We start from the raw sequence: 13121 nt of genomic DNA, 5'->3' as shown, positions 1-13121 counted from the left end.
TGGTTTTACCACGCTATCTCTTCCCGCTTCACTCACCACCATTCGTTAATCCTGCTTCCTTATTTCATCTTCGCTATGCTTACACCTTGCCGTTGCACTAACTCAGAGGTGAGCATTGAATATTATCGCAATAGTAGGTCCGCAAAATGCATTCTATAAGGATGAGCCCATCCGTGAGCTGGATTCGGCGCTTAATAGCCTGGGCTTCAGAACGATCTACCCCAAAGATGCCAATGACCTGCTAAAGCTGATCGAACATAATCCCCGCATCTGCGGCGTGATATTTGACTGGGACGAGTACAGCCTCGATCTCTGTAGTGAGATCAACCTGCTGAACGAATACCTGCCGCTGTATGCCTTTATCAATACCCATTCCACGCTGGACGTCAGCGTGAACGAAATGCGGATGGCGATCTGGTTCTTCGAATATGGGCTTGGCGCCGCGGACGATATTGCCCAGCGCATCCGGCAGTACACGGATGAATATATCGACACCATTACGCCGCCCTTAACCAAAGCGCTGTTCAATTATGTGAAGGAAGGCAAATATACATTTTGCACGCCGGGGCATATGGCGGGCACGGCGTTCCAGAAAAGTCCGGTGGGCAGCCTGTTCTATGATTTTTACGGCGCCAATACGCTGAAAGCGGATATCTCCATCTCGGTTACCGAGCTGGGATCGTTACTCGATCATACCGGACCTCATCTGGAAGCCGAAGAGTATGTGGCGAGAACGTTTGGCGCCGAGCAGAGCTATATGGTCACTAACGGCACCTCGACATCCAATAAAATTGTCGGCATGTATGCCGCTCCGGCGGGAAGCACGGTCCTGATCGATCGCAACTGCCATAAATCACTGACGCATCTGCTGATGATGAGCGATCTTATCCCGGTCTGGCTGAAGCCTACGCGCAATGCGCTGGGGATTCTGGGAGGGATCCCCAAACGGGAGTTCACCCGGGAAAATATCGCGCTGAAGATTGCGCAGACGCCGCGCGCCACCTGGCCGGTTCACGCGGTAATCACCAATTCGACCTATGACGGCCTGCTCTATAACACCCAGTATATTAAAGAGACGCTGGACGTTCCCTCGATTCATTTTGACTCGGCATGGGTGCCTTATACCAACTTTCATCCGATTTACAGCGGCCTGAGCGGGATGAGCGGCGAGCGGACGCCGGGAAAAGTCATTTATGAAACGCAGTCGACGCATAAACTGCTGGCGGCATTTTCCCAGGCTTCCCTGATCCATATTAAAGGCGAGTATGACGAGCACACCTTTAATGAAGCCTACATGATGCACACGACCACCTCGCCGAACTATTCCATCGTGGCCTCAATTGAAACGGCGGCGGCGATGCTGCGCGGGAATCCGGGCCGGCGGCTGATTAACCGGTCAGTTGAGCGGGCGCTGCACTTCCGGCGTGAGGTTCAGCGGCTTCGCGAAGAGTCGGAAGGCTGGTTTTTTGATATCTGGCAGCCGGAGGGGGTGGAAGAGCCGCAGTGCTGGCCCATTCAGCCGGGCGATGAAAACTGGCACGGCTTTATGGATGCCGACGCGGATCATATGTATCTCGATCCGATCAAGGTGACGATCCTGACGCCGGGAATGAGTGAGCAGGGTGAAATGGCGGATGAAGGGATCCCGGCCGCGCTGGTAGCCAAGTTTCTGGACGAGCGGGGCATTGTCGTTGAGAAAACGGGCCCCTATAACCTGCTGTTTCTCTTCAGTATTGGTATTGATAAAACCAAAGCGATGAGCGTGCTGCGTGGGCTGACGGAGTTCAAGCGCAGTTACGATCTTAATCTCAGAGTAAAAAACATGCTGCCGGATCTCTATGCGGAAGATCCTGACTTTTACCGCACTATGCGGATCCAGACGCTGGCGCAGGGGATTCACACGCTGATCCGCCAGCACGATCTGCCCCGGCTGATGCTTCAGGCATTTGCCACGCTGCCGGAAATGCGTCTGACGCCGCATCAGATGTTCCAGCAGCAGGTAAAGGGCAATGTCGAGACGGTGGAAATTGACAGGCTGGTTGGACGGATTTCGGCCAACATGATCCTGCCTTATCCGCCCGGTGTGCCGGTAGTGATGCCGGGAGAGATGATCACAGAGGAGAGCCGGGCCGTCCTCGATTTTCTGCTTATGCTCTGCACCATAGGCCGTCACTACCCCGGTTTTGAAACGGATATCCATGGCGCAACGCTGACGGAAGCGGGGCAGTATCTGGTGCGCGTGCTGAAAGAGTGAATCCAGAATTGTGCCATTGTTCCCACCGGTGAGCCTGCGTAAGGTACTGCCAGGATGCTATTACTGAGGAGTCATTATGTTAGGAATTAAGCAGGTTCATCACATCGCCATTATCGCCAGCCACTACCAAACCAGCAAAACCTTCTACTGTGATGTGCTGGGCTTTACGCTGATGGGCGAGGTGTACCGTGAGGTCCGCGACTCATGGAAAGGTGACCTGGCGCTGAATGGAGAGTACACCATTGAGCTGTTCTCATTTCCCTTTCCGCCCGCGCGGCCCACTCAGCCGGAAGCCTGTGGCCTGCGTCACCTCGCTTTCAGCGTGGCGGATATTGATCTCGCCTGCCAGCATCTTGAAGAGAAAGGCGTCAGGTGCGAGACGATCCGCGTCGATCCCGTCACCGGCAAGCGCTTCACCTTTTTTTCCGACCCGGACGGTTTGCCGCTGGAGCTCTATCAGGCGTAAGATAGCGCCTGACTGACCCGGCCAGCGATGGCCGGTTTTTCTCCTTCTGGTGCGGAACCCTCATGTCAGCCTTACTCTCTCTTCAACAACATCTTGCCGGACATCAGCAGCTGCTGGTGGCCTACAGCGGCGGGCTGGACTCCAGCGTGCTGCTTCATCAGCTTGTGTTACTGCGACAGCAATCTCCGTCACTGCGCCTGCGGGCAATCCATATTCATCACGGGCTGAGCGCCTCAGCTGATGCGTGGGTAAGTCATTGCGAAGCGGCGTGTCTGCGCTGGGAAGTGCCGCTGGAGGTGGTTCGGGTTACTGTCGACGGGCGAACAGAGGGCATTGAGGCGGCGGCACGGCAGGCGCGCTATACCGCTTTTCGCCACGCGCTTCTACCCGATGAGTGCCTGGTGACCGCGCAGCATCAGGACGATCAGTGTGAAACGCTGCTGCTGGCGCTCAAGCGCGGCAGTGGCCCGGCGGGTTTGTCCGCTATGCCGCTGAGGGGAGCGCTGGAGAGATGGGATCATCTCCGCCCGCTGCTTGGCCAGACGCGACACCAGCTGGAAGCCTGGGCGCAGGCGCACCAGCTCCGCTGGATTGAAGATGAGAGTAATCAGGACCGTCGCTACGATCGTAATTTTCTGCGGCAGGAGATCCTGCCCGCGCTGACCAGCCGCTGGCCCCATTTCTCACAGGCGGTGGCCCGCAGCGCCAGCCTTTGCGCCGAACAGGAGCAGCTGCTGGATGAACTTCTCTCCGCTTCTCTCTCCGCGCTGGTCGATGAGAAAGGCACGCTCGATATCGTCCCGCTGCAAACGATGAGTGAAGCCCATCGTGCCGCGCTGCTGCGCCGCTGGATTGCGGGACAGCAGGGGAGGATGCCGTCAAAAGAAGCCCTTAACCGCATCTGGTCTGAAGTTGCCTGTAGCCGGGAGGACGCCGCTCCGCGTCTGCGTCTGGGTCGGGCGGAAGTGCGCCGCTTTCGCCAGCGGCTCTACTGGCTGGCGCTGGTGCCGGATCTGAAAAAAGAGGTTATTCCCTGGCCCGCGCCCTGGACGCCGCTGCAACTGCCTGCGGGGTTGGGTAAACTGGTGCGCGGTGAAAGGGGAATGGTGATGCGTCCGCCCGGCGATCGGGAGGCCGTCAGCGTGCGCTTTCAGGCCAGCGGGCAATACCATATTACCGGCCGCGCCGGGAGCCGTCCGCTGAAGAAACTCTGGCAGGAGCTGGGCATTCCTCCCTGGCAGCGTGAGCGTACGCCGCTGATTTACTATAACGACGGCCTGATGGCCGCCGCCGGTCTGTTTGTCACGCGTGAAGGCGAGCCGGCCGGCGATCGGGCCTGGAAGGTCTACTGGGAGAGAGAAGAGTCATGATGTTTAAAAGAATGCTGTCAGTCGTGATGCTGACGGCTATTACCCTTCCTGCACTCGCGGAAGGCAGCGCGCAGGCCGGTGAGCAAAAGGCTGCCCGCTGTCAGGGATGCCATGGCGCGCAGGGCATCTCGACCGTGCCGGGCTACCCAAATCTGGCCGGACAGAATGCGGATTATCTTGCCAGCGCGTTACAGGCGTATAAAACGGGTGGCCGCAGCGGTGGAGAGGCTGAAATGATGAAGGCGTTTGTGGCGGGATTTAGCGAGCAGGATATTAAGGATATTGCGGCCTGGTATGCCGGCCTCAGGCCCTGAAGCCGGGCTGGAGGCGGAAGCAATTCCGCCTCAGGAGAGGGTTAATCAGATTCACTCACCACAACGACCGTCCCGATTTCGGGATGGGTGAAGCTGGCGATGTGATCCAGCCGAAGCTCACGGACTTCACCAGAAAGATCGATCGCCAGATATTCCACGTTTTTTCGGGAAACCATATCCGTCGCTTTCGCCCGCAGCGTCTCGCCGTTTTTCAGCTCAAGCTGTAGCATCCAGCTGTTCTGGCAGGCGAGTTCCAGGTTGTCGTAGTCATCGCAGTTGATCGGTTTGTAGGCTTCATTCGTCAACATAATCGCTCACCAATAAGTTAGCAGCAGCAAACGCTGCTTGTTCCCTGATGGAAGAGTGTAGCTCAGGATTAGCCGCTACCTCATCGAGTGCTTTCAACACGCAACCTAATGCGTCCGGCACGTATCCCAGATCGCCGCTGCCGATTTCAGCGTACTTGCGGCGAACTAATTCACAATACTTTTGCACATGCACCTCACTCAGAGTTTTCTCTGGCTATCGGGAAACTATAACACAGCCTTTTACGCGAAATCAGCCCGCAGGCAAGTGATTTGCCGCGTCATCGGGTTACAATGGCAGACAATCACGATAAGGAAACCTATGGCACTCAAAGCGACCATTTACAAAGCAACGGTCAACGTCGCGGATATGGACAGAAATGTTTTTATCGACAGCACTCTGACGCTGGCCCGCCACCCTTCAGAAACCGAAGAGCGGCTGATGCTGCGCCTGCTGGCCTGGCTGGTTAATGCCCATGAGCGGCTGACGTTCACGCGCGGGCTGAGTGCGGAAGATGAGCCGGAAATCTGGCTGTTGAACGATCATAATGGCATTGAGCAGTGGATTGAGCTGGGCCTGCCGGACGAGCGCAGAATCAAAAAAGCCTGTAACCGCGCAGCCCGGGTGATTCTCTACACTTATAATGCCCGCGCGGCGCAGATATGGTGGCAGCAGAATCAGAGCAAGCTGGCGCAGCAAGCTAACCTGACCGTGCGCTTTCTGGATGATGCGCAGCTCGCGTCACTGTGTCAGCTGGCGAGCCGTTCAATGACGTTGCAGGCGACGATTCAGGATGGAACAATCTGGCTATCCGCCGATGCCGCACACCTTGAGCTGCACTTCAGCGACTGGCTGACCGACGGCAAGCTGGCATGATTGTGCTTTCGCAGAACGTGACTATTCCGGATAGCGAGCTGGAAATTACGGCTATAAGGGCGCAGGGGGCTGGCGGACAGCACGTTAATAAAAGCTCGACGGCGATACATCTGCGCTTTGATATCCGCGCTTCAAACCTGCCGCCGTTTTATAAAGAGCGGATGCTGGCGGCAAGCCATCATCTGATCACTCCGGAAGGCGTCGTCATTATCAAAGCGCAGGAGCATCGCAGTCAGGAGATGAACCGCGAGGCCGCCCTGAAGCGATTGCAGAACCTGATCCAGGAACTGACGGTGGTGGAAAAAACGCGGCGTGCAACGCGGCCTACGCTGGCATCCAAAAAACGCCGGCTTGAGGGGAAGACCCGCAAAGCCACGACCAAATCCCTGCGCGGTAAAATGCGCCGCGCACCAGAGTAACTTTCACGCAGAAAAATCAGGAGGAACAGAGTGAAAAAAAGCGTCATTGTATTGCTGGCAACAATGCTGGCAGGCATGCTGACAGGCTGTCAGGGGCGTGAAGCCGCTATCGCGGCACAACCCGTGCCCGAAACGATTGCGCAGACCTTCAGGGGCGTTATTCCCTGTGCGGACTGTGAAGGGATTGAGGTGACATTACTGTTGCAGCAGGGAGGTCAGTACCGCCTGAACGAACGTTATCTCGGCGCGGAGAATGTAGCGGAATTCCAGCATGGGCGCTGGACGCGAACGGCAGAAAAGCTGGTACTGCTATCAGACAAGGGCGAGAAACGCTATTTTCGTCCACATGAGCAGGGGCTGGAGATGATGGATACGCAGGGAAATCCCATTCAGTCCACCAACAGTTACCGGCTGCAGCTGGTTAACTGATGGCAGGGCGGCGGGAGGAGTCAGTCCACCGCCGCCCTGTTATTAGCCGTTGATTTCGCTAAGCAGGAAATCCATGATGTCGTGGGTTTTGATCATGCGCTTTTCCCCATCGCGTCGGGATTTATACTCAATTTCTTCGCTGTCCAGATTACGATCGCCAATCACGATAGTGTGCGGTACGCCAATCAGCTCCATATCCGCAAACATAACGCCAGGGCGCTCTTTACGGTCATCGAGGATGACATCAACACCCTTCGCACGCAGCTGGGCGTACAGATCTTCCGCCAGCTCTTTCACGCGGAAGGACTTGTGCATATTCATCGGCAGGATCGCTACCTGAAAAGGGGCCAGCGCGGCGGGCCAGATGATGCCGCGATCGTCATGGTTCTGCTCAATGGCAGCGGCAACAATACGGGAAATGCCGATACCGTAGCAGCCCATTGAGAGCACCTGGTTGCGTCCATCTTCACCCTGAACGGAGGCCTTCATCGCTTCGGAGTATTTGGTGCCGAGCTGGAAGATGTGCCCCACCTCAATGCCGCGTTTGATCAGCAGCGTGCCTTTACCGTCCGGGCTGGCGTCACCTTCAACCACGTTACGGATATCCGCAACGCGTGGCAGCGGCAGATCGCGCTCCCAGTTGATGCCGGTATAGTGTTTGCCATCCACGTTTGCGCCCGCGCAGAAGTCGCTCATGGCGGCAACGGTGCGGTCAATAACCACGGGCAGCGTCAGGCCCAGCGGGCCAAGCGAGCCCGGTCCGGCACCCACGGCGGCACGGATCTCTTCTTCGCTGGCGAAGGTGAGCGGGGCAGCGACGATATCAATTTTCTCCGCCTTGATTTCATTCAGCTCGTGATCGCCGCGAACCAGCAGGGCAACCAGGCTATGGCCGCTTTCCGCCGTGGCTTTCACCATCAGCGTTTTAACGGTCTTTTCAACCGGCATAGCGAACTGCTCAACCAGCGCGGCAATCGTCTTCGCCTCTGGCGTCGCTATCTCGCTCAGCGCTTCAGTCGCGCCCGCACGGCCTCCGGCAGGCGCTACGGCTTCTGCCAGCTCAATGTTCGCGGCATAGTCAGAGTCGGTAGAGAAGACGATGTCATCCTCGCCGCTCTGCGCCAGCACCTGGAACTCATGGGAAGCGCTGCCGCCAATCGAACCGGTATCGGCCTGCACGGCACGGAAATCCAGGCCCATGCGGCTGAAGCACTGGCTGTAGGCGCGGTACATATCGTCGTAGGTCGCCTGGAGCGATTCCTGCGAGGTATGGAAAGAGTAAGCATCTTTCATAATGAATTCGCGTGAGCGCATGACGCCAAAGCGCGGGCGAACTTCATCACGGAATTTGGTCTGGATCTGGAACACATTGAGCGGCAGCTGCTTGTACGAGCTCAGCTCGTTACGAATCAGATCGGTCACCACCTCTTCATGCGTCGGGCCAAGCACAAAGGGACGTTCACCGCGATCGACAAAGCGCAGCAGCTCAGGACCATACTGCTCCCAGCGTCCGCTCTCCTGCCAGAGATCGGCGGGCTGCACGACGGGCATAGAAATTTCAATCGCACCGGCGTTGTTCATCTCTTCACGCACGATGTTTTCAACTTTTTTCAGTACGCGCAGCCCGGTCGGCAGCCAGGTATAAAGACCGGAAGCCAGTTTGCGGATCATTCCCGCACGCAGCATCAGCTGATGGCTGATGACTTCAGCGTCGGCAGGAGTCTCCTTCTGAGTGGAGAGCAGATATTGAGTAGTACGCATGAGTTACGATTCCAGTTAACCAGTCCGCTTAAAAATTAAGCAAGGCATTGAAAATGCAAATAAGGCTGTGGCCTGGCCTGGCGAATGAGTGCCGCAGAACGGTCATTCATGCCCGATGGCCGGCATCGACGTAGTGTAACAGTGTGTCCGGAGACTCAAAAGATGTGGGGGATAAATTAGCGCGGATCGACACCTGTCACGAGCGTGCCTGCTTCATTAACCTGCCAGCGAACGTTGAAGTCTGAAAGCCACGCGGCATATTCACGCCCGGGCGCTTCTCCTTTGCGGTAAGCCGGACGCGGATCCTGAGCCAGTACCTGAGTGATAAAGCGCGCCAGGTGCGGATATTTTTGCTGCTGGCTGGCGATCTGCTGCTGCGCCTGAGGTGAGAAGCTGACCGGCATAGTGGCTTCGGGCGCCTCCTGAGCGAAGCCCGCCCGGGCCTGCGGTAAAGACTCCGCAAACGGCAGGTAAGGCTTGATATCCACAACCGGCGTACCATCGACCAGATCGAGACTGCCCAGTTCCAGCACCACACCGCCCTTATCCGTTCGGATCCCGGTAAGCTCGACCAGTGACATACCAACAGGGTTAGGGCGGAAAGTGGAACGAGTGGCAAATACGCCCATGCGTGCATTGCCGCCGAGCCGCGGTGGCCGGACGGTTGGCCGCCAGCCGCCCTCCATCGTCTGATGGAAGACAAACAGCAGCCACAGGTGACTGAAGGCTTCAAGCCCGCGCACGGCCTCAGGTTGATTATAGGGCGGATGAAGATGCAGCTCGCCGCCGCCGTCCTGGATAAGGCCCGGCTGCCGCGGAACGGCAAACTTTTCCTTCCAGGGAGAATGGATGGTGCCGATTTGCTGGAAGGAGAATGTCTGCATTATTTCGACACTTTCAGCGCAGAGCCCTGGCAAACGGCCTGGCGGTAGCAGCCCTGGGAATGGCTGATGATTTCGCACTTGTGCAGCAGAACCGCATTGGCCTTCAGCGCGGAGGCGCGGATCTGCATCCGTTTCCGGGCAGTATTGATATTAGGCGGTGAGCTTTGGCTGGTGGCCTGGCAGTCATTACCGTAAACCTCGCCCAAATCGCGGAAAGGCTTACTGACCAGATCGCCAGCGTCGGTATAGAGTTTCACCGGTGCAGGGGGCGATGCGGGCTTCGAACGTGCTGGCTCAGTTTGCGTAGTCTGCTTAAAAGGCTCGACGGGTTTATAAGGTTTATGCAGCAACGAACACCCTGTCAGCGAAAGGGCTAACAAACAGAGCGGTAAAACACGCATGGGAAATCCTCATGTTCGGTAAAAGAGGCGTTATTGAAACAATCCGGGGGGAAAATAACAAGCAGATGAATAACAAAGCGGGCATATGCCCGCTTTTATAGGGATAACGCCAGAGACTCAGCGCTGGCGTTATCCAGACTGTGTTTACCAGCCTTTCACCGCGCCGCCGTTGAAAATTTTGTTCGCGGCTTCGTTCACTTCTTCAGACTGATAGGCCTGAATAAACTTCTTCACGTTCTCAGCATCTTTATTATCTTCACGCGAGACAAGCATGTTCACATAAGGTGACTCTTTGTCTTCCACGAAGATACCGTCTTTTGCCGGCGTCAGGTTGATCTGGCTGGCGTAAGTCGTGTTGATTACCGCCAGCGCAATCTGCTGATCGTCCAGTGAGCGAGGCAGCTGCGGCGCTTCCAGCTCTACCAGCTTGATGTTTTTAGGATTCTCCACCACGTCCAGCGAGGTTGGCAGCAGGCCAACGCCATCCTTCAGCTTAATCAGACCCACTTTCTGTAGCAGCAGCAGTGAACGGCCAAGGTTGGTCGGATCGTTAGGAATCGCAACCTGTGCACCTTCCTGCAGCTCGTCCAGCGATTTGATTTTTTTGGAGTAGCCAGCAATAGGATAAACGAAGGTGTTGCCAACGGAGACCAGCTTGTAACCGCGATCTTTAATCTGCTGATCGAGGTACGGCTTGTGCTGGAAGGCGTTCAGGTCGATATCGCCTTTGCTTAATGCTTCATTCGGCAGGACATAATCGTTAAAGGTAACCAGTTCAACGTCCAGACCATATTTGTCTTTAGCGACCTGTTTGGCTACTTCAGCAACCTGCTGCTCCGCGCCAACAATGACGCCAACCTTGATATGATTTGGATCCTTTTCCTTCTGATCGCATCCAACCAGCGCTAATGTACCAATCAGCGCACCCACAGCGGCAAATGTTTTAAAATTAAAAGACATATCCCTTCCTTAAATGTTCTTAACGAGCAGTTGTTACCTGTGAGTTACCGCGCGTGCGATGCGGTCGCCACAGAATTGAATTAAATAGACCAAAACCACTAACAGGACCAGTACAGTATTCATTACCGTCGCGTTATAGCCAATATAACCATACTGGATACCGATTTGCCCGAGGCCGCCGGCACCGACCGCGCCGCCCATGGCGGAATAGCCGACCAGGGTAATCAACGTGATCGTCGCCGCGTTAATCAGGCCAGGCAGCGCTTCCGGCAGCAGAACCTTTTTGACAATCTGTAGCGGCGTGGCGCCCATCGCGCGTGAAGCCTCAATCAGACCGTGCGGCAGTTCCATCAGCGTATTTTCCACCATACGCGCAATAAAGGGCGCAGCGCCAATGGTCAGTGGCACTATCGCCGCCTGTAAACCAATAGAGGTGCCGACGATCATCCGCGTGAACGGGATCATCCATACCAGCAGAATAATAAAAGGAATGGCGCGGAAAATATTGACCACTGCCGATAAGAAACGGTACAGCGCACGGTTTTCAACAACCTGGCCGGGACGCGTCACATAAAGCAGCACGCCCAGCGGCAGGCCCAGCACAAAACCGAAGAAGCCGGAGACGAAGGTCATCACCAGGGTTTCCCATACGCCGCGGGCCAGTAGCCACATCATTGCCTCAGACATAACCCAGTACCTCCACCTTCACATGATGCTCCTTCAGAAAAGCGATGGCGGCTCGCGTATCCGCATCCGCGCCGTGCATTTCGGTCAGCATAATGCCAAATTTCACCCCGCCCGCGTAATCCATCTGCGCGCTGATAATGTTGTTATTCACGTTAAAGCGCCGTGCCGACTCGGAGAGCAGCGGGGCATCCACTGACTGACCGGTAAATTCCAGCTGTAACAGCGGCACCTGGTCGGGCTGCTGTTCAGCAGAAAGGCGTGAAGCGTAATCCTCAGGAATATCCAGATGCAGCGTCGACTGGATAAATTGCTGAGCCAGTGGCGTTTTAGGATGAGAGAACACCTCGCTCACCTTATCCTGCTCAATCAGCTTACCCTGACTGATGACCGCCACCTGGTCGCAGATGCGTTTAACGACGTCCATCTCATGCGTGATCAGCAATATCGTAATGCCCAGACGACGATTAATGTCCTTCAGTAGAGCCAGGATGGAACGAGTGGTGGCCGGATCCAGCGCGCTGGTGGCCTCGTCACAAAGCAGAACCTTTGGGTTGCTGGCCAGCGCGCGGGCAATTGCGACACGCTGCTTCTGGCCGCCAGAGAGGTTAGCAGGCCAGGCGTCATGCTTGTCTCCCAGCCCAACCAGCTCAAGTAATTCACTGACGCGGGTATTAATTTCGCTGCGGGAAAGCTTGCCAAGCTCCAGCGGCAGGGCGACGTTACCGGCCACGGTACGGGAATTCATCAGGTTAAAGTGCTGGAAAATCATGCCAATCTGGCGACGAGCCAGCGTCAGCTGACTTTCAGAAAGCGTGGTCAGCTCCTGATTATCAACCAGCACATTACCGGACGTTGGACGCTCCAGCAGATTCACGCAGCGGATCAGGGTGCTTTTACCCGCGCCCGATGCGCCAATCACGCCGTAAATTTGCCCGGCAGGCACGTGCAGGCTGACGTCTGTCAGCGCTGTAATAGTGCGTGAACCCTGCTGGAACACTTTGGTGATATTTGAAAGTTTTATCATTTTATTATCGTGAAGCGGTTATCCGTGGCGTGTATTTAAAGGCGCGTCTCAGCGCGCATGTTCCGAATGGATGTTAAGGCATCCAGACGTCTAAATCAATGAAAGTCACGCAATCTGCCATTCTCTCTGCAAGCCCAATCATGCGATACTCTACGACAACATAAGTAGCAGGAGTTTCTACGTGGCTGACAAAGTCCCCGCAATTTTTCTCGATCGTGATGGCACGATGAATGTCGATAAAGGCTATGTCCATGAAATCGACAATTTTCAGTTTATTGATGGCGTCATTGACGCGATGCGAGAACTGAAGGAAATGGGCTATGCATTGGTGATGGTGACCAATCAGTCCGGTATCGCCCGTGGCCTTTATACGGAAGAGACCTTTATGCAGCTGACGGAATGGATGGACTGGTCGCTGGCCGATCGTGATGTCGATCTCGACGGCATCTATTTTTGTCCTCACCATCCCGAGGCAGTAAAAGAAGAGTACCGCCAGCAGTGTGACTGTCGTAAGCCTCAACCGGGCATGTTGCTTCAGGCTCAGGAAGAACTGAACATTGATATGGCAGCTTCTTATATGGTTGGTGACAAAATTGACGACATAGTGGCAGGTAAGGCGGCAGGCGTAGGTAAAAACGTATTAGTACGTACCGGCAAGCCGGTAACGGAAGAGGGTGAAAAAGCCGCAGATTGGGTGATTGATAGCCTGGCAGAGCTGCCTGCACGCATCAAAGAGCGGTAAAAAGCAGCGTTCTGCGTGAAGTTTCACCGAACGATAAAAAAGTTCACTTTTCTGCTTGCCTTCCCCCGGCGCATCCCTATAATGCGCCTCCATCGACACGGCACAACGGCTTACAGGCCGCCGGGTCGAAAGGTTCAGGAAGCTGAACCGCCGGAGAGAAACTTCTGAAAAAGAGGTTGACTCTGAAGGAGGAAAACGTAATATACGCCACCTCGCAGTAAGGCCTCA

16 protein-coding genes are annotated in these 13121 nt (G+C 55.7%); 8 read left to right on the top strand and 8 right to left on the bottom strand.

Annotated elements, in window-relative coordinates:
* The first annotated feature begins 115 nt into the window (after nucleotides 1-115).
* The 4 genes from AAH446_RS16940 (at nucleotide 116) to AAH446_RS16925 (ending at nucleotide 4404) form a co-directional block, all read left to right on the top strand.
* The gene (locus AAH446_RS16940) at nucleotides 116-2254 is read left to right on the top strand and encodes a lysine decarboxylase LdcC (RefSeq protein ID WP_342907850.1); all 2139 of its coding nucleotides are present in this window, start codon (nucleotides 116-118) and stop codon (nucleotides 2252-2254) included.
* Nucleotides 2255-2330: 76 nt separating this feature from the next.
* The gene (locus tag AAH446_RS16935) at nucleotides 2331-2720 is read left to right on the top strand and encodes a VOC family protein (RefSeq protein ID WP_342907849.1); all 390 of its coding nucleotides are present in this window, start codon (nucleotides 2331-2333) and stop codon (nucleotides 2718-2720) included.
* A gap of 62 nt (nucleotides 2721-2782) precedes the next feature.
* Nucleotides 2783-4090, top strand: a complete 1308-nt coding sequence (tilS, locus tag AAH446_RS16930) for a tRNA lysidine(34) synthetase TilS (RefSeq protein ID WP_342907848.1) — start codon at nucleotides 2783-2785, stop codon at nucleotides 4088-4090.
* The gene (locus AAH446_RS16925) at nucleotides 4090-4404 is read left to right on the top strand and encodes a c-type cytochrome (protein WP_342908006.1); all 315 of its coding nucleotides are present in this window, start codon (nucleotides 4090-4092) and stop codon (nucleotides 4402-4404) included. The genes tilS and AAH446_RS16925 overlap by 1 nt, the downstream gene beginning before the upstream one ends.
* Nucleotides 4405-4445: 41 nt before the next feature.
* On the opposite strand, the gene rof is transcribed toward AAH446_RS16925, so the two are convergent.
* A complete protein-coding gene (gene rof / locus AAH446_RS16920; protein ID WP_342907847.1) occupies nucleotides 4446-4712 on the bottom strand; it encodes a Rho-binding antiterminator in 267 nt (88 codons plus the stop codon).
* Complete coding sequence (locus AAH446_RS16915) at nucleotides 4699-4899, bottom strand: YaeP family protein (protein WP_034890070.1); 201 nt, start codon at nucleotides 4897-4899, stop codon at nucleotides 4699-4701. The genes rof and AAH446_RS16915 overlap by 14 nt, the downstream gene beginning before the upstream one ends.
* Before the next feature lie 132 nt (nucleotides 4900-5031).
* Here AAH446_RS16915 and AAH446_RS16910 point away from each other — a divergent pair, with 132 nt between their 5' ends.
* The 3 genes from AAH446_RS16910 to AAH446_RS16900 are packed head-to-tail and all read left to right on the top strand — an operon-like array spanning nucleotide 5032 to nucleotide 6434.
* Nucleotides 5032-5586 (top strand): YaeQ family protein, encoded by a 555-nt coding sequence (locus AAH446_RS16910; RefSeq protein ID WP_342907846.1) that lies wholly within the window; start codon nucleotides 5032-5034, stop codon nucleotides 5584-5586.
* Nucleotides 5583-6005 (top strand): alternative ribosome rescue aminoacyl-tRNA hydrolase ArfB, encoded by a 423-nt coding sequence (gene arfB, locus AAH446_RS16905; RefSeq protein ID WP_342907845.1) that lies wholly within the window; start codon nucleotides 5583-5585, stop codon nucleotides 6003-6005. The genes AAH446_RS16910 and arfB overlap by 4 nt, the downstream gene beginning before the upstream one ends.
* A 30-nt stretch (nucleotides 6006-6035) precedes the next feature.
* Nucleotides 6036-6434: a copper resistance protein NlpE N-terminal domain-containing protein gene (locus AAH446_RS16900; RefSeq protein WP_342907844.1), complete on the top strand. Its 399-nt coding sequence runs from the start codon at nucleotides 6036-6038 to the stop codon at nucleotides 6432-6434.
* Nucleotides 6435-6476: 42 nt separating this feature from the next.
* Here the strand turns inward: AAH446_RS16900 and proS are convergent, their stop codons facing one another.
* The 6 genes from proS to metN all read right to left on the bottom strand — a co-directional run bounded on the left by proS (nucleotide 6477) and on the right by metN (nucleotide 12151).
* A complete protein-coding gene (gene proS / locus AAH446_RS16895) occupies nucleotides 6477-8195 on the bottom strand; it encodes a proline--tRNA ligase (protein ID WP_342907843.1) in 1719 nt (572 codons plus the stop codon).
* A 176-nt stretch (nucleotides 8196-8371) separates the two neighbouring features.
* The gene (gene tsaA / locus AAH446_RS16890; protein ID WP_342907842.1) at nucleotides 8372-9079 is read right to left on the bottom strand and encodes a tRNA (N6-threonylcarbamoyladenosine(37)-N6)-methyltransferase TrmO; all 708 of its coding nucleotides are present in this window, start codon (nucleotides 9077-9079) and stop codon (nucleotides 8372-8374) included.
* Nucleotides 9079-9480 (bottom strand): Rcs stress response system protein RcsF, encoded by a 402-nt coding sequence (gene rcsF / locus AAH446_RS16885; protein ID WP_342907841.1) that lies wholly within the window; start codon nucleotides 9478-9480, stop codon nucleotides 9079-9081. Before rcsF ends, tsaA begins: the two co-directional genes overlap by 1 nt.
* A gap of 144 nt (nucleotides 9481-9624) precedes the next feature.
* Nucleotides 9625-10440, bottom strand: coding sequence for a MetQ/NlpA family lipoprotein (locus tag AAH446_RS16880; protein WP_342907840.1), 816 nt, complete (start codon nucleotides 10438-10440; stop codon nucleotides 9625-9627).
* Between the two features lie 33 nt (nucleotides 10441-10473).
* A complete protein-coding gene (locus AAH446_RS16875) occupies nucleotides 10474-11127 on the bottom strand; it encodes a methionine ABC transporter permease MetI (protein ID WP_342907839.1) in 654 nt (217 codons plus the stop codon).
* Nucleotides 11120-12151: a methionine ABC transporter ATP-binding protein MetN gene (metN, locus tag AAH446_RS16870; protein ID WP_342907838.1), complete on the bottom strand. Its 1032-nt coding sequence runs from the start codon at nucleotides 12149-12151 to the stop codon at nucleotides 11120-11122. The genes AAH446_RS16875 and metN overlap by 8 nt, the downstream gene beginning before the upstream one ends.
* Nucleotides 12152-12332: 181 nt before the next feature.
* Here metN and gmhB point away from each other — a divergent pair, with 181 nt between their 5' ends.
* Entirely contained in the window at nucleotides 12333-12893 is a 561-nt protein-coding gene (gmhB, locus tag AAH446_RS16865; RefSeq protein WP_342907837.1) for a D-glycero-beta-D-manno-heptose 1,7-bisphosphate 7-phosphatase, read from the top strand.
* The last annotated feature ends 228 nt before the right edge of the window (nucleotides 12894-13121 follow it).

This window comes from Erwinia psychrophila (assembly GCF_039023475.1).
In the GTDB taxonomy this organism is placed as follows: Bacteria; Pseudomonadota; Gammaproteobacteria; order Enterobacterales; family Enterobacteriaceae; genus Erwinia.
This window is presented reverse-complemented; position numbering and strand designations above follow the sequence as displayed.